Source organism: Curtobacterium sp. MCSS17_005 (assembly GCF_003234225.2).
Classification (GTDB): Bacteria; Actinomycetota; Actinomycetes; order Actinomycetales; family Microbacteriaceae; genus Curtobacterium; species Curtobacterium flaccumfaciens.
Genome location: NZ_CP126258.1, coordinates 372,957 through 387,400, shown reverse-complemented (window position 1 = coordinate 387,400; position 14,444 = coordinate 372,957). Strand labels below are relative to the sequence as shown.

The 14,444-nt window shown below is 70.5% G+C and carries 14 protein-coding genes; 5 read left to right on the top strand and 9 right to left on the bottom strand.

Translation table 11 applies throughout. The features are described 5' to 3' along the window. Positions 1-5 precede the first annotated feature (5 nt). The 9 genes from DEJ20_RS01945 to DEJ20_RS01905 all read right to left on the bottom strand — a co-directional run bounded on the left by DEJ20_RS01945 (position 6) and on the right by DEJ20_RS01905 (position 7,955). Positions 6-290: a YrhK family protein gene (locus DEJ20_RS01945; protein ID WP_111225214.1), complete on the bottom strand. Its 285-nt coding sequence runs from the start codon at positions 288-290 to the stop codon at positions 6-8. A 165-nt stretch (positions 291-455) separates the two neighbouring features. Then, positions 456-1,187, bottom strand: coding sequence for a DUF4396 domain-containing protein (locus DEJ20_RS01940; RefSeq protein WP_111225213.1), 732 nt, complete (start codon positions 1,185-1,187; stop codon positions 456-458). Positions 1,188-1,222: 35 nt separating this feature from the next. Further along, positions 1,223-2,416, bottom strand: a complete 1,194-nt coding sequence (locus DEJ20_RS01935; protein WP_111225212.1) for a cation:proton antiporter — start codon at positions 2,414-2,416, stop codon at positions 1,223-1,225. A 3-nt stretch (positions 2,417-2,419) separates the two neighbouring features. Continuing rightward, positions 2,420-3,580: a molybdopterin molybdotransferase MoeA gene (locus DEJ20_RS01930; RefSeq protein WP_181431474.1), complete on the bottom strand. Its 1,161-nt coding sequence runs from the start codon at positions 3,578-3,580 to the stop codon at positions 2,420-2,422. A 2-nt stretch (positions 3,581-3,582) separates the two neighbouring features. After that, positions 3,583-3,819: a DUF6457 domain-containing protein gene (locus DEJ20_RS01925; RefSeq protein ID WP_181431473.1), complete on the bottom strand. Its 237-nt coding sequence runs from the start codon at positions 3,817-3,819 to the stop codon at positions 3,583-3,585. Beyond that, the gene (mobA, locus tag DEJ20_RS01920) at positions 3,816-4,532 is read right to left on the bottom strand and encodes a molybdenum cofactor guanylyltransferase (RefSeq protein WP_111225210.1); all 717 of its coding nucleotides are present in this window, start codon (positions 4,530-4,532) and stop codon (positions 3,816-3,818) included. Before mobA ends, DEJ20_RS01925 begins: the two co-directional genes overlap by 4 nt. Beyond that, positions 4,496-5,020 (bottom strand): HPP family protein, encoded by a 525-nt coding sequence (locus tag DEJ20_RS01915; RefSeq protein ID WP_220034970.1) that lies wholly within the window; start codon positions 5,018-5,020, stop codon positions 4,496-4,498. Before DEJ20_RS01915 ends, mobA begins: the two co-directional genes overlap by 37 nt. Continuing rightward, a complete protein-coding gene (locus tag DEJ20_RS01910) occupies positions 5,017-5,481 on the bottom strand; it encodes a hypothetical protein (RefSeq protein WP_258375102.1) in 465 nt (154 codons plus the stop codon). The genes DEJ20_RS01915 and DEJ20_RS01910 overlap by 4 nt, the downstream gene beginning before the upstream one ends. Next, positions 5,478-7,955 carry a molybdopterin oxidoreductase family protein gene (locus DEJ20_RS01905; RefSeq protein WP_111225209.1) on the bottom strand — a complete coding sequence of 826 codons (2,478 nt, stop codon included), beginning with the start codon at positions 7,953-7,955 and terminating at the stop codon, positions 5,478-5,480. Before DEJ20_RS01905 ends, DEJ20_RS01910 begins: the two co-directional genes overlap by 4 nt. A gap of 519 nt (positions 7,956-8,474) precedes the next feature. Between DEJ20_RS01905 and DEJ20_RS01900 the strand changes: the two genes are divergently transcribed. The 5 genes from DEJ20_RS01900 to DEJ20_RS01880 all read left to right on the top strand — a co-directional run bounded on the left by DEJ20_RS01900 (position 8,475) and on the right by DEJ20_RS01880 (position 14,442). Next, complete coding sequence (locus tag DEJ20_RS01900) at positions 8,475-9,089, top strand: PadR family transcriptional regulator (RefSeq protein WP_111225261.1); 615 nt, start codon at positions 8,475-8,477, stop codon at positions 9,087-9,089. Between the two features lie 14 nt (positions 9,090-9,103). Then, positions 9,104-10,849 carry a sulfatase gene (locus tag DEJ20_RS01895; RefSeq protein ID WP_258377106.1) on the top strand — a complete coding sequence of 582 codons (1,746 nt, stop codon included), beginning with the start codon at positions 9,104-9,106 and terminating at the stop codon, positions 10,847-10,849. A gap of 124 nt (positions 10,850-10,973) precedes the next feature. Next, a complete protein-coding gene (locus tag DEJ20_RS01890; RefSeq protein WP_111234734.1) occupies positions 10,974-12,326 on the top strand; it encodes an MFS transporter in 1,353 nt (450 codons plus the stop codon). Beyond that, on the top strand, positions 12,323-14,026 hold the full coding sequence (locus DEJ20_RS01885; RefSeq protein WP_111225206.1) for a sulfatase family protein: 1,704 nt from the start codon (positions 12,323-12,325) through the stop codon (positions 14,024-14,026). The genes DEJ20_RS01890 and DEJ20_RS01885 overlap by 4 nt, the downstream gene beginning before the upstream one ends. Beyond that, the gene (locus DEJ20_RS01880) at positions 14,026-14,442 is read left to right on the top strand and encodes a TetR family transcriptional regulator (protein ID WP_181431472.1); all 417 of its coding nucleotides are present in this window, start codon (positions 14,026-14,028) and stop codon (positions 14,440-14,442) included. Before DEJ20_RS01885 ends, DEJ20_RS01880 begins: the two co-directional genes overlap by 1 nt. Positions 14,443-14,444: the final 2 nt, after the last annotated feature.

Genomic DNA, 14,444 nt, shown 5'->3' with positions numbered 1-14,444 from the left:
TCCATTCAGAAGTCGCGGGCGGATTCGTTCGTCCGGCCCGGCGCGATGCGTCCGAGGTGGATCCGTCGGGTCAGCCGGATCACGGGGCGGATCAGTAGCTGCACGCTGCCGATGAGGAAGAACCAGGTTCCGACGGTGGTGGTTGCCTCGGAGAAGAACAGGACGCTGCCGACGACGAACCAGAGCGCGACCATGATGTCGTTGATGATGCTGACCGTCTCGTAGACGCCTCGGATTCGGAGCTCGTCCGACCCGAGGTGGATGGTCAGGTCGTGTTGATCGCCGCTCATCAGTGCATCCAACCAGCGGGCCGCAGGGGATGGTGTCGGGCGAGTAGAGCGCGGAGATTCGGGGCTGGTGCAGTGCCGTGATGGTGGCGGTCCGGCGGTCTGACGTCAGCCCACGAGCCCATCGGTGTCGTACGGTCTGCACGACGGAACAGTGCGCCCTGCCAGCTACATGGCTTCCTTGACACCGCGGCGGATGAGCCACCAGTTGACGGGGTAGGAGCAGACGAATCCGGCCGCCATCGCGAGCTGCATGAGGACCCAGAACTCGGGGGTGAGGACCGATGCACGACCGCCGAGCAAAGCGGGAAGCACAGCGAACTGGCCGATCGCCATCAGACCGTACATGCCGACCTGCCACGCGATGATCGACAGCGTGTCCGCCTTCAACGCAGCCATGAGCCCCTCGCGCAGAGACAGGCCGCGCATCGGCGCGATCGAGAAGTACTGGAAGAGGATCCCGACAGCGAAGGCGATCACGAAGTCGATGATCCACGCCGCGAACATCCGCTCCTGGTAGAGCGTGCCGAGGCCGACGACTGCTCCGAGCGTCGGGACCGCGACGAGCGTGAACTCGCCGACGAGGTCACCGACCGCGCAGCCGGCACCACAATGGCTCGTCCCCGTGGCGACGCTCGCCCACCGCCCATGATTCGGGGCGGAGGTGTCTGCACCGCGGCGGGGTGCCCGTCCGACGCGCAGGTAGAACACGAGCCACACCACGCTGCCGAACAGCATCGTCAGCGGCCAGACCGCGTTCATGACGGCCATGTGCTGCGGCCGCCGAAACAGGTCCGCGGCGACGATCAAGGTGCACGCGATCGCGACTGCCAGCAGGACGACGCACACCGCGGTGAGCAGCGGCGGGAAGTCGCCGGTCGTGAGTTCCTTCGCGTCCATCCGTCCAGATAACCAGCCCGCGCCGTCCAGGTTTTTCAATGCCCGGAAGCGGCTGTCCGCTGCGCGTCGCGGGCGGCACGTCGGGCGAAGGCGTCCGCGATGGGGACGTCGGTCGAGGAGTGCGCGATGATCGAGAGCACGACGGCGACGACGATCACGTGGAAGAGCCGATCGGCGTCGGGTACCGCGCTGCCGAGCACGAGCAGCCCGTACAGCACGCTCGCGAACCCCTTCGGGCCGAACCACGCCGCCGTCAACCGCTCCCACCGGTCCAGACCGCTGCGTGCGAGCGCGACCTCGACCGCGAGCGGCCGCGCCAGCAGGAGCAGCAGCACGGCGAACACGTAGCCGAGCACGCCCACGTCGGCGAGCAGGGACGGGCTGATCAGCGTCCCGAACACCAGGATCGCGAGGAGCTTCACGACCTCGCTGACGAGCTCGCCGAACTCCCGGAACGCATCGCGCGTCTGCGGCGCGATGCTCGCGATCGTGATGCCGCACGCGAACGCCGCCAGGTACAGGTTCGCGTCCAGCACCTGCGCCAGCCCGAAGGTGAGCAGTCCGACGGCGACGGGCGTCAGGGTCGCGTAGAGCGGGGTGGCGCGGAAGAACGGCAGCGCGAACAGCAGACGCACGGCGACGGGCACCGCGACGCCGAGCACGACGCCGAGCAGGAGCTCGACGGCGAGCACCCCCACCTCGGCGTGCTCCCCCGACGCCACCGCCAGGAACACGAGCACGAGCGGCAGCGCCAGGCCGTCGTTCAGGCCCGACTCGACGTTCAGCAGACCGCGCGTGCGCTGCGGGATCTCCTCCCGCCCCACGATCGCCGACGCGAAGACCGGGTCCGTCGGCGCCAGGACGGCCGCGACGAGCAGCGCGCTCGCCCAGTCGAGGCCGAGCAGCCAGACCCCGAGCACCGCGCTGATCACGAGCGTCAACGGCAACCCCAGCAGGAGCGCACGGCCCGGCAGCCGCCAGGCGTGCCGCAGCTGCCTGATCCCGATCTGTTGCCCGTCGGTGAACAGCACGGTGAACAGGGCGATCTCGGAGACCGTGTTCACCAGCGCGTCGTCGGGCGTCAGGTGGACCAGGTCCGTCACGCCGTCACCCAGGACGAACCCGGCGACGAGGAACAGCACGGTCGTCGACACGATCGTCCGCTTCGCGATCGCCGAGATCCCGACGGCGAGGACCAACACCACCGCGAACGCGACGAGGAGGCCCATACGTCACCGCCGCCAGGGGAGGTCGACGACGTCGAGTGGACCACCAGCTGCCACGCCGCCCGCCGGCACGAAAGCCAGGTGATCGGCGTGAACAGCTCCCGAGACGACTGACGGCCCCTGCTCGAGCGCCCGCATGCCGTCGTCCGCCTCGCATACCGGTACGACGCGCGCACCGTCAGCGCCGGGAGTGAACGGTTCTGCCGCGATCCGGCGCCGTCGCTGCGGAGCGGCGGCGCCCAGCGCCCCGGCGAGGAGTGGGAGTCCGAGTACGGTCAGCGCCACGATGGCGGCGAACGGGTTGCCCGGTAAGCCGAGGACCGGGACGCCGTCCGGTCGGCAGGCGAGGAGCGTGGGGTGCCCGGGTCTCATCGCGACGCCGCGGAACTCGACGTGAGCAGACGCCGCATCGAGCGCGCGGGTGAGGTGGTCTCCGGCTCCGTGTCCCGTGGCAGCGGCGGTGACGACCAGGTGGACACCCCTGCGGTCGATCGCCTGCCGGAGCGCGTCCGGGTCGTCGGTGACGTGTTCGACGCTCTCGACAAGGGCGCCACCAGCCCGGAGCAGGTCCGGCACGGCGATCCCGAGGGCGTCGCGCACCTGCCCGGGGCCGGGGACACCTCGCTGGACGATCTCGTCCCCGACGAGCACGACGGCCACGCGTGGCTGGGCGACGACCTCGAGCGAGTCCACCCCGGTGGCGGCCGATGCTGCGATCACCGCCGGCGTCACACGCGCTCCCTTCGAGGCGACGACGGCGCCGACCCTCACCGTTTCACCGGCACGGCGGACGTCGGTCCATGGCGCCAGTGCCGTCGAGGGGTCCGCGGTGAGGACGCCGTCACGTTCCCGACCGCGTTCCGAGCGGAGCACCGCGCTCGTGCCCGTCGGGACGGCACCACCGGTGGGGACGACGCGAGCTTCCCCCGCCGAGAGCACCCCGGGTGGTGCGCCCATGTGGACGAACCCCTTGATACACCACGGACCGTCGCCAGCCACCGCCCATCCGTCCATCGCGGACGTGTCGGTGACGGGCAGGTGGGTCGCGGCGATGACGTTCGCTGCAAGGACTCTCCCGTCCGCGGCGCCGAGTCCGACGGTCTCCGCCGGCAGGGACACGGCGGCCCCGACGGTGTGCACGAGACGCAGGGCCTCATCGAGGTTCACCGTCACCCGTGCTCCTCGATGCAGCGCTGCACGACGGCGATCGCGTCCGGGAGCGCCATGCCACGGCCGACGGCGACGCCGACGAGGTAGGCGGTGAGGGGTGCTGCGGCGCGGGTCACCCCGTGCGCGGTGTCGCGCGCCAGGTCCAGCACGGCGCCGATGTCGACGACGCTCGCGGGGAGCTCGAGTGCTTCGGCCACCCGACCGGCCCAACCGTCGAGTGCTGCCGGTTCCGTCATCTCGTGTCCCCCGTCCGTTCCGCCCGAGCGATCGGACCGCCCGCGCGCCGTCCCCCGGTGCCGACAGCGGCGTCACGCTGCGCCGGGGTGTCGATGTCCGCCGTCAGCGCGCCCGGCAGGGGCACGTCCACGAGCCGCAACCCCGCCAGCAGTTCCCGCATCGACGCGCCGTCCAGACCGTGCCGGCTGCCGTGCAGCACCGCGACCACTGCCGCCAGCGCTGCCGTGCGGTACACGGCGAGCAGTGGCTGCCGGCGGCCGTCTGGGTCGACGGCCACCCACCCGTCGATGGCCGCCGTGTCGCTCGGACCGCTTCCGCAGGGATCGTCGGGGGGACGGAGCGCCGCCCGGATAGCGTCCACGGCGGCCCCGACCGCGGGCAGGTCGGTGGCGACCACGACGACGAGCGGAGCCGGTGCGCCGGACGAGGACAGCGCCTCCAGGCCGGCGGCGAGGGCTGCGACCGGTCCGCCGAACGGCGGGTGCTCCTGTGTCCACAGGACGTCGGCGGGCAGACCGTCGCGGACCGGTCCGACGACGACCCGGCGGCGGGCGGTCGCGACGGCACCGAGGGCGTGTGCGAGCAGCGGCCGGCCGTCGAGCACCAGCATCGCCTTGTCGGTGCCGTGCAACCGTCTGGCACGTCCTCCGGCGAGGAGGACGGCGTCCACGTCGCTCACGAGCGCCCGGGCACGAGCCGCTGCAGTGCCCATCCGGCGGCGGTCACGAGGAGGACGGCTCCGACCATGTCGAGCAGCTGCACCGGGGCGCTCAGGATGCCCAGGCTCACGATCAGCGTCGACGCTCCGGCCGGCGGGTGCGGGAGACGGACGAGTTGCAGCACGACGGTGGTCACCGCGACGGACAGTGCACCGGCGGCGACGTAGGGCACGGTGAGGCCGCCGGTCGGCGCCGGCGCTGCACCGGAGAGCCCGAACACGAGGAGACACCCGTAGCCGACGGTGATGGCCACCAGGTGACCGACGAGGGTGTTGAGCGGGCGGGACGACGGCTGCCGGGGCGCGGTGAAGAACAGCATCACGGTCGGGCCGAGGCTCGGGAACAGCCATGGTTGGCGTGTGGCGAGGCCCACGGCGCCGGCCAGGACGAGCACGACCAGGCACAGCAGTCCGGCCCGGATCGCTCCGGAGGTCGAGCGACCACGGTCGGGCGCTCCCGCGGCGGGCCGGGAGGCGGTCACGACGCCACGACGAGCGCCTGTGGCGCCGCCTGCTTCATCCGGGTGCGGAGCCATGACAGCTGCAGCTCCGTCTCCTGCGCGCACCCGGCGACGACGGCGAGGAGCTCCTCGTCACGGAGCCCCTGACCCGCCTGTCGGACGACCGTCCACGTGATGTCCACGAGGGAGGCCAGCACGTACACGTCCTGGAGGTCGCGGAGGAGCCCCACCGGACCCGACCGGGTGGTCGGGAGCGCCTCGGCGTGGAGACGCTCGGGCTCGTCCTCCGTGTCCGCCTCCCCGTACCGCTCGATGACGGGGTCCAGCCGCTCAGCGTGGCCGTCGCACTGCGCCGCGAGCGTATGGCACAGGTGGAACACGTCCGGCTCGGCTGCGTGTCCCTCGGCGACCTGTCGGAACGACTCGGCGAGCAGCTGTTCCGACCGACGCAGGAGTCCCAGGTACACGGGGAGCAGCATCATCGTCCTCCTTGGTCCTCGGCGCGGGGAGGCGCGGCGGCGCGGACGCGTTCCTCGACCTCGGCATCGGGTCCGCCGACGGTCGCGGGGACACGGTCCGGCCGGGCCGGCCGGGAGGCCGCGGTCGTGGGGGCCGCGGACGGCCCGTCACCGTCCGCGACCTTCTCGACGTGCACGGCCGCGACCTTGAAGAGGGGTTGCTTGGACACCGGGTCCCACTCCGTCGCGGTCAGCTCGTTCGCCGCGGTCGGGCGGCCGTCCGGTCCGACGTCGCCTCGATCCCAGTAGCCGTAGTGGAACGGGGCGAACACGGTCCCCTCGCGGACGTCCCCGACCCGTGCAGCGACGACGATCTCACCGCGCGGGGACCGCACGCGGACGACGTCCCCCTCCTCGATGCCGAGTCGGGCGGCGTCCGGGACGGACAGTTCGACCCACGCGCTCGGCGCCGCTCCGCGGAGCTGCCGCGCGCGACCGGTGCGCGTGCGCGTGTGGAACTGGTACACCGTACGGCCGGTCGTGTACCGGAACGGGTACTCGTCGCTCGGCTCCTCGTGCGGCGGCTGGTACGCAGCCGGCTTGAGGATCGCTCTTCCGTCGACGCGCATCGCGGAGTAAGCCGTCGGTCCGACGGTGGCCCCGGTGAGCAGGTCGTGGCCGTACGTCTCGGCGTCCGCCATGCCGGTGCGGAACACGCCATCGGCGTACAGTCGCGAGGTGCCGTCCGGGTGCTCGTCGTTGCACGGCCAGGGGATCCCGCTGCCCCCGCGCAGGCGCTCGTAGGTGATCCCGGTGTAGTCGCAGAGCTTCCCGCGAGTGCACTCCTGCCACGCGCGGAACCCGTCCTCCGGACCCTCCCAGTCCAGCAACGGCGAGCCGTCGTTCCGGCGGAAGTCCATCCTCCGGGCGTAGTCCAGGAAGATGTCGAGGTCGCCGCGCGCCTCCCCCGGCGGGTCGACCGCCTTGTCCGCCAGGTGCACGGTGCGGTTGACGTTCGTGAACGCGCCCTGCTTCTCACCCCACCCGGCAGCGGGCAGCACGACGTCGGCCAGCATCGCCGTCTCGGTCAGGTAGAGGTCCTGCACCACGAGGAACAGGCCCTCCTTCGCCAGGACCTCGCGGATCCTGGCCGACTGTGGCATCGAGACGGCCGGGTTCGTCGCCGACACCCAGAGGAACTCGATGCTCCCCTGCTCCACGTACCGGAAGATCTGCATGGCGTGGGTGGGCGGCGACCAGTGCGGGATCCGGTCGACGTCGACGCCCCACAGCTCGGCGAGCTCGGCGACGTGGTCCGGGTTCTCCCAGTTCCGGAACCCGGGCAGGTCGCCGTCGGCGCCGGTCTCGCGGGTGTTCTGTGCCGTCGGCTGCCCGTTCATCTGCAGGATCCCGCAGCCGGGCCTGCCGAGCATGCCCCGCAACAGGTGCAGGTTGTTCACCTGACAGGCCGCTGCCGTCGCCTGCGACGCCTGGTAGAAGCCCTGCAACACCGTGGACAGCACGCGCTCACTGGTGCCGATGATCTGCGCGGCGCGGCGGACGTCGTCGGCGTCCACCCCGCACGTCTCCGCGACCGCCTCAGGTGTCCACTGCTCGACGGTCTGCCGGAGCTCGTCGACGCCGACCGTGTGGGCAACGACGTAGTCCTCGTCGACCCAACCGTTGCGGAACAGCTCGCGGACGAGCCCGTTCATCAGCGCCAGGTTCGTGCCGGGACGGACGGGCAGGTGGACGTCGGCGTGCCGCGCGACCTCGGTCTCACGCGGGTCGACGCAGATGACGAGCGGGCGATCGGGGCCGGCGATCCGGTCGAGGACCCGCGTCCAGAGCACCGTCTGGGTCTCGGCCATGTTGTGCCCGTAGAGCACGATCGCGTCGCAGGAGTCGATGTCCTCGTAGCTGCCCGGCTGCCCGTCCGACCCGAAGCTCTCCTTCATGGCGGCGGCGGCCGTCGCCGTGCACAGACGGGTGTTGCCGTCCATGTGCGGGGTGCCGAGCCCCGCCTTGCCGATGATGCCAAGCGCGTAGTACTCCTCGAGGTACAGCTGCCCGCTCGTGTAGAACCCGTGCGACAGGGGCCCCTTCTCGTCCAGGAGCTCACGACTCCGCGTGACGACCGTGTCCATAGCGGTGTCCCAGTCCGTCTCGACGAGTTCACCGTCGACCCGGATCAGGGGACGGGTGAGGCGGTCCTGCCCCTGCATGCCCTGCCACGAGCCGAACAGGCCCTTCGGCCCGAGCCGCCCGTGGTTCACCACGTCCGCGGTTCGCCCGCGGACGCCGACCATCCGGTCCCCCAGCACGGCGATGTCGCACGCGCAGCCGTTGCTGCAGAGGGTGCACGCCGACTGCACCCACCGGTCGACGTCGGCTTCCGTGACGCCGTCCGCGAGCTTCTGGTCGAGGCGGACCGGCCACAGCTCGTCACGCCGGAACGGGGTCCTGGTCCCCCAGATGTCTGCGATCCTGTCGGGCATACGTGGGCCTCCGTGCCTCGTTACCGCCGGAAGCTACCTCGCCACCTGTGCACGCACCCCCAGGGAACGGATGTCGCGATCATGGGTTGTCGTCGTCCGGATCGCTCGGTGCCCGGGCACCCGTTCTCACTCGAGGAGGATGTTCGCGGAACAGAGGTGCTCGATCTAGCCGAACCGCTTCCGGTGCACGCGTGGTTCCAGCTGCCCGACCGTCTGATCCGGCGAAGTGACACCCACGCCTACCGCCTCACCCGAGACGCCGTCTGGGTAGAAGCCGGTCGTGGTGAGACCAAGCTGGCTGCTTGGCTTTGACGCAGCTCAGTGAAGCACCGGCGCCAGGTCGCTGTGACGCCGACCTGATCGATTGCTCCCTGTCGCATGCGCCAGGTATAGGCGCATCGACACGAGCGTTGACACGAGCATTCGCATTGTGTCATCCTCTCCACGCCCGACCATGTGACTTGTGTCATCCGGTCGGTGGGCGTGACGACGGCCGTTGCGTCCGAGGAAGGCGACGCGATGAAGCTCGAGAGCATCCTGCTGGGTGTCCTGGCTCGGCACCCCATGACCGGGTACGACCTGAAGAAGTACCTCGACACCCACGGACGGTTCGTCCGCTCGAACACCCAGATGAGCCAGGTCTACCGGTCGCTCTCCGCCATGGAGGACCGCGGCTGGGTCACCCACGCGGTCGAGGTCCGTCCCGGGGCCACCGACGCGAAGACCTACCGGGTCACGGACGAGGGCATCACGGTCTTCCTCGACTGGTTGACCAGCCCGTACCAACCACCGACCCGCTTCCAGGACCCGGACTTCGCGGCCCGGCTCGCGTTCGCCGGTTTCATGCGCCGCGAGGAGCTGCTCCGCCTGGTCGACGTCGAGCTGGAGACCCGTCGCGACGAGGTGGCCCGGTACCGCTACCGCGACCGCCGCGAGTCCATCGAGACCTCTGCCCCCTTCGACGTCGAGCTCGCCGACTTCGTGGGCGAGTGGGCGCACGACACCGGTGCCGCCGCCATGGACGCGCACATCGCCTCGCTCGAGCGTCTGCGCGCCGCGGTCCTCGACGCCCCGGAGGGTGCCGATGCGGCGGGCCTCCGCGCACACCTCGGCACCGGGGAGGCGACCCGGTGAAGGCGATCATGGTCATGTTCGACAGCCTCAACCGCCACATGCTGTCGACGTACAAGGACACCGTCGTCGACGCGCCGAACTTCGCGCGGCTCGCGAAGCGCGCGGTCACGTTCGACGCGTTCTACGCCGGTTCGATGCCGTGCATGCCAGCTCGCCGCGAACTCCACACCGGCCGGCACAACTTCCTGCACCGCTCGTGGGGCCCGCTCGAGCCGTTCGACGACTCGATGCCGCAGATGCTGCGGGACGCGGGTGTCCACACGCACCTGGCGTCGGACCACCCGCACTACTGGGAGGACGGCGGCGCGACCTACCACACGCGCTACACGACCTGGGAGTTCTTCCGCGGGCAGGAGGGCGACCCCTGGAAGGGCGTCGTCGCACCGGGGAGCGCCGTCGGGGGAGCGGCCGGCATGAAACGGCAGGACCAGGTCAACCGGTCCTACATGCCGACCGAGGCCGAGCACACCCAGACCCGCACCGTCGACGCCGGGATCGAGTTCATCGACACGAACGCCGCGGCGGACGACTGGTTCCTGCAGCTCGAGCTCTTCGACCCGCACGAGCCGTTCTTCACGCACCAGCTCTACAAGGACAAGTACCCGCACGACTACGACGGTCCCGAGTTCGACTGGCCCGGCTACCAGAAGGTCACCGAGCCGGAACAGCAGGTCGAGCACGCACGCCTGGAGTACGCGGCGCTGGTGTCGATGTGCGACACGTCGCTCGGCCGGGTCCTCGACGCGATGGACGAGCACGGCCTGTGGGAGGACACGATGCTCATCGTGAACACCGACCACGGCTTCCTGCTCGGCGAGCACGGCTGGTGGGCGAAGTCGGTGCAGCCCTGGTTCAACGAGCTCGTGCACCTGCCGATGTTCATGTGGGACCCGCGGAACGCCGCCCGCGACACCCGTCGCGGCGACCTCGCACAGACGATCGACATCGCGCCGACCCTGCTGCGCTGGTTCGGGCAGGAGCCGACGGCCGATATGCAGGGTCACGACCTCGCGCTGCCGACGGCCGATGCCACGCACGCCGGGCACGACGGGGCGCTGTTCGGCATCCACGGCGGCCACGTCAACGTCACCGACGGCCGGTACGTGTACATGCGCGGCGCCGTCGACGGGTCGAACGCCCCGCTCGAGGAGTACACGCTCATGCCGACCCACATGCGGTCGCGCTTCGCGGTGTCCGAGCTCACCGAGTGGGAGCCGTCCGAGCCGCTGCCCTTCACCAAGGGCATCCGCACGATGCGCGTGCCGGCGACGCCGACCTGGATGAACCCCTGGCAGCACGGCACGCTGCTGTTCGACCTCGAGACCGACCCCGAGCAGGAGCACCCGCTCCGTGACGACGACGTCGAACTGCGGATGCTGCGTCTGCTGGCGAAGCGGATGCACGAGTCCGACGCGCCCCGGAGCCAGTTCGACCGCCTCGGCATCCCGTTCGACGGCGAACCCACCACGGCCCACCTGCTCGTCGCGGAGCAGGCCGGCCGGGCTGCCGAGGTCGGCGAGGCCCTGCCGCGCCTCGAGGACCTGCCCGCCCAGGACCTCCTCACGATGCCGCTCCTGGAGCTGCTGCAGGTCGACGGCGTCCGCGCCGTCGTCGAGCGGCACCTGCCCGGGCTGGTGTCGACCGAGCTCGTCTCCGTCCCATCGCAGGCCACGCTCCTCGGCCTCGCCTCGCTCGCCGTCGTGACCGCGGAGCAGCTCCGCGCACTCGCGACGGAGCTGGCCGGTCAGCCGGTCGCCTGACCGGCGCACGACACCCACCCACACCCTCACCGGACGGGAGGCGCGGCACCGACCCGCACCGCGCCTCCCGTCCGTCTCCTCACCCGACCCCACTGCCACCTGGCAACGACGACAGGAACCCACCATGAGCAGCACCCGGACCACACCGCCGACGGCGACGGAGGCCGTCGCCACGCAGAAAGCGGGCCGCGTCCCGCACCGTTGGCGCAACCTCGTCACCATCACCGGAGCGGAGGTCGTCGACAACACCGAGGCGGGCCTGCTCTCGACGCTCTTCCCGTCGATCGCAGCGGCGCTGAAGCTCGACAACGGGCACCTCGGCCTGCTCTCCGCACTCGGCAAGTTCGCGACGATCCCGCTCGGCCCGTTCTGGGTGTGGATCGCCGACCGATTCGGCCGCAAGCAGGCCCTCATCGCGAACAACCTCGTCGGCGCGATCCTCGGCATCATGGCGGGCACGTCGCAGGACTTCGTGCAGCTGCTCATCTGGAACACGCTGCTCGCCGGTGTGGTCGCCTGCGGGCAGCCGATCACCAACTCGGTGATCGCCGACTCGTTCGACGACCGGAGCCGTGCCAAGGCGACGGGCGTCTACTACGGCATCCTCACCGCGGTGTCGTCCTTCATCGGCCCGCTCCTCGCGCTCTTCACTGGCACGGAGGACGGCTGGCGGTACGGCATGTGGGTCATCGGCGGGATCTGCTTCCTGTCGTCGTTCCTGATCACCGCCTTCTACGTCGACCCGGGCGTCGGCGCGTCGGAGCGCCAGCTCGCCGACCTCGACCAGGAGAAGCGGTCGAACCGCGTCACCGTCGCCGGTGTCGTCTCGCTGTTCAAGGTCCCAACGTTCTCGATCATGATGCTGTCGCGCCTGCTCTCGGGGCACCTGCTCATCACCGTCTTCGGCATCCAGTTCCTCGTCACCGAGCGCGGCTTCGACAACGCGGTCGCCGCGACGGTGCTCATCCCCTTCGGCCTCGGCTACGTCATCGTCACCTTCGCCAGCGGGCTCGCTGTCGCGTGGTTGGACAAGGTGTGGCCGTTCCGCGGCCGCGTCACGTTCAACATGGCGGCCCAGCTGCTCTTCGGGCTCGCAGCGTTCTTCGGAACGCAGTTCGACTACGGCAACATCGGCATCTACATGGTGTTTTGGGCACTCTTCGGCGCCTTCCAGGGCATGAACCCGCCGGTGAACCGCCCGATCATCATGTCCGTGGTGCTGCCCGAACTCCGCGGCCAGGCCTTCGCGATCTTCCTGACGTTCTTCCAGACGATCGGCTGGGCGGTCTTCTCGCTGACCGCCGGATACCTCGCCGACCAGCTCGGGATCCAGGGCGTGTTCTTCTGGGTGCTCTTCGTCCTCATGATGGTCAACGGCCTCGTGCTCGCGACCCTCTACTTCACGTACCCGAAGGACGTGCGTCGCGTCACGGACGAGCTCAACGCTCGTCGCGCGGTCGCCAAGGGCCGCGCATGAGCCCGGCGGAGTCCGCACCGCGGCGGCCGAACATCCTCTGGATCACGACGCACGACATCAACCCGCACCTCGGCGCCTACGCGGGCGTCTACGCGGGAGCCGAGTACGCGGTCACTCCGAATCTCGACCGGCTCGCTGCCGAGGGGATCCGCTTCGACAACGCGTTCGCCGCTGCCCCGATCTGCGCGCCGTCGCGCTCGGCGATCATCACCGGCCGATTCCCGACCTCCATCGGGACCATGCACATGCGGACGAAGGCGGTTCCGCCGGCCGACGTGCGCATGTTCACGGAGTACCTCCGCGAGGCGGGGTACTACGTGACGAACAACGTGTTCACGGACTTCCAGATGCCGACCCCGGTGAGTGCGTTCGACGACTGCAGCGACACCGCGCACTGGCGGAACCGGGACGACCCCGACCAGCCGTTCTTCGCCACGTTCCACGGGATGACCACGCACGAGTCGCAGATCGCGCTCGATGGCGACGCCTTCGCCGAGCGCACCGCCCACGTGACGCCCGAGCAGCGGCACGACCCGGCGGCGGCTCCGTTGCCGCCCTACTACCCGGACACCGACGTGTTCCGCACCGCGTGGGCTCGGTACAACGACCTGATCACGGAGATGGACCACTGGGTGGGCGATCTCCTGGCGCAACTCGAAGAGGACGGTCTCGCCGAGGACACCATCGTCGTGTTCTGGAGCGACCACGGACTCGGCATGCCGCGTGCGAAGCGTTGGACGAACGACTCCGGCCTGCACGAGCCGCTCATCATCCGCTGGCCGGGGAGGATCGCACCGGGGTCGACGACGGACACGCTCGTGCACCTGATGGACCTCGCGCCGAGCATGCTCGCCGCGGCCGGCGTGCCGGTCCCGGCGCAGATGGACGCGGTGCCGTTCCTCACCGCCGACGGCACCGTCGTCGAGGACACGAACGAGTACCTCTTCGCGGGACGGGACCGGCAGGGCGAGGTCGAGGACACCAGCCGTTCCGTCCGGGACCGCCGCTACCGTTACATTCGCCATCACCACCCGGACCGCTCTCCGATGCAGCACTCGGACTACCCCGACCACCTGCCGACGTGGAGCGCGTTCCGGCGTCTCGTCACGCAGGAGACCGGGCAGCGTGCGCTCGGGCACCGCCGTTCCCTCCTCACGCCCCTCCAACGACAGGTCGTGGCGCCGACGAAACCCGCCGCCGAGCTCTACGACATGCAGGAGGACCCGTACGAGGAGCGGAACCTCGCGGCTGACCCCGCGTACGCCGACGTCGTCGAACGGATGTCGGGCGCCATCGACCGGTGGCAGGAACGGTACGGCGACCTCGGTCTGCTCGACGAAGACGACCTCGTCGAGCAGTGGCGGCCGGGTGGCGTGTGGCAGACCACCCCGTCGCCGACGGTCTCGGTCTCCCCAGACGGCGAGGTGCTCGTCGACGGGCCGCCGGGCGCGAGCTTGGTCTGGACGACCGACCCGCCGGCACTGGAACGGGACGGCGCGGGTGTGGCGGCGATGGGTTCGCCGGGGCCCGCCATCGGCGCCCCACCGCAGGACGGTCGTCGATGGCGGCTGGTCTGTGCGGCGACGCCGGTGCCGTCCGATGTCGCGGTCTGGGTCCGCGCCGTACGGTTGGGACACCTGCCGAGCGCGGACGTGGTCCACATGCCCGACGTCGCTCGCGCGCGGACACATCGCATGTGATGACGGAGACACGAGCTGTCTCGGCGGAGAACGCGGCACGTGGAAGGTACGCCAAGAGCACCGCTACGCGAGCCAGAGCGATCAGAGCAGCCATCGCGGCGGCAACGGCACCCGACGGACAGACGACGCTCCGCGCACTCGCCGAAGCCGCGGGCCTGACCGACGCCGGCCTCCTGCACCACTACGGGAGCCGGGACGGCCTGCTCCTCGCCGCAGCCGTGGACCTCGTGCAGACCGGACGCGGACGCAGGACCGAGCTCGCGGCGCTCACCCGCGAAGTGGTGCGGATCGCCTGCGACCGACGCAGCCCAGCGCGAGCGGAAGCGTTGATGGAACTCGACCGCCAACGAGCCGCAGGCGGTCTCGGGAGGCTCGGGCTCGTCCTCGACGCCGCGATGGGCGCGGGGACCCGGTGAGA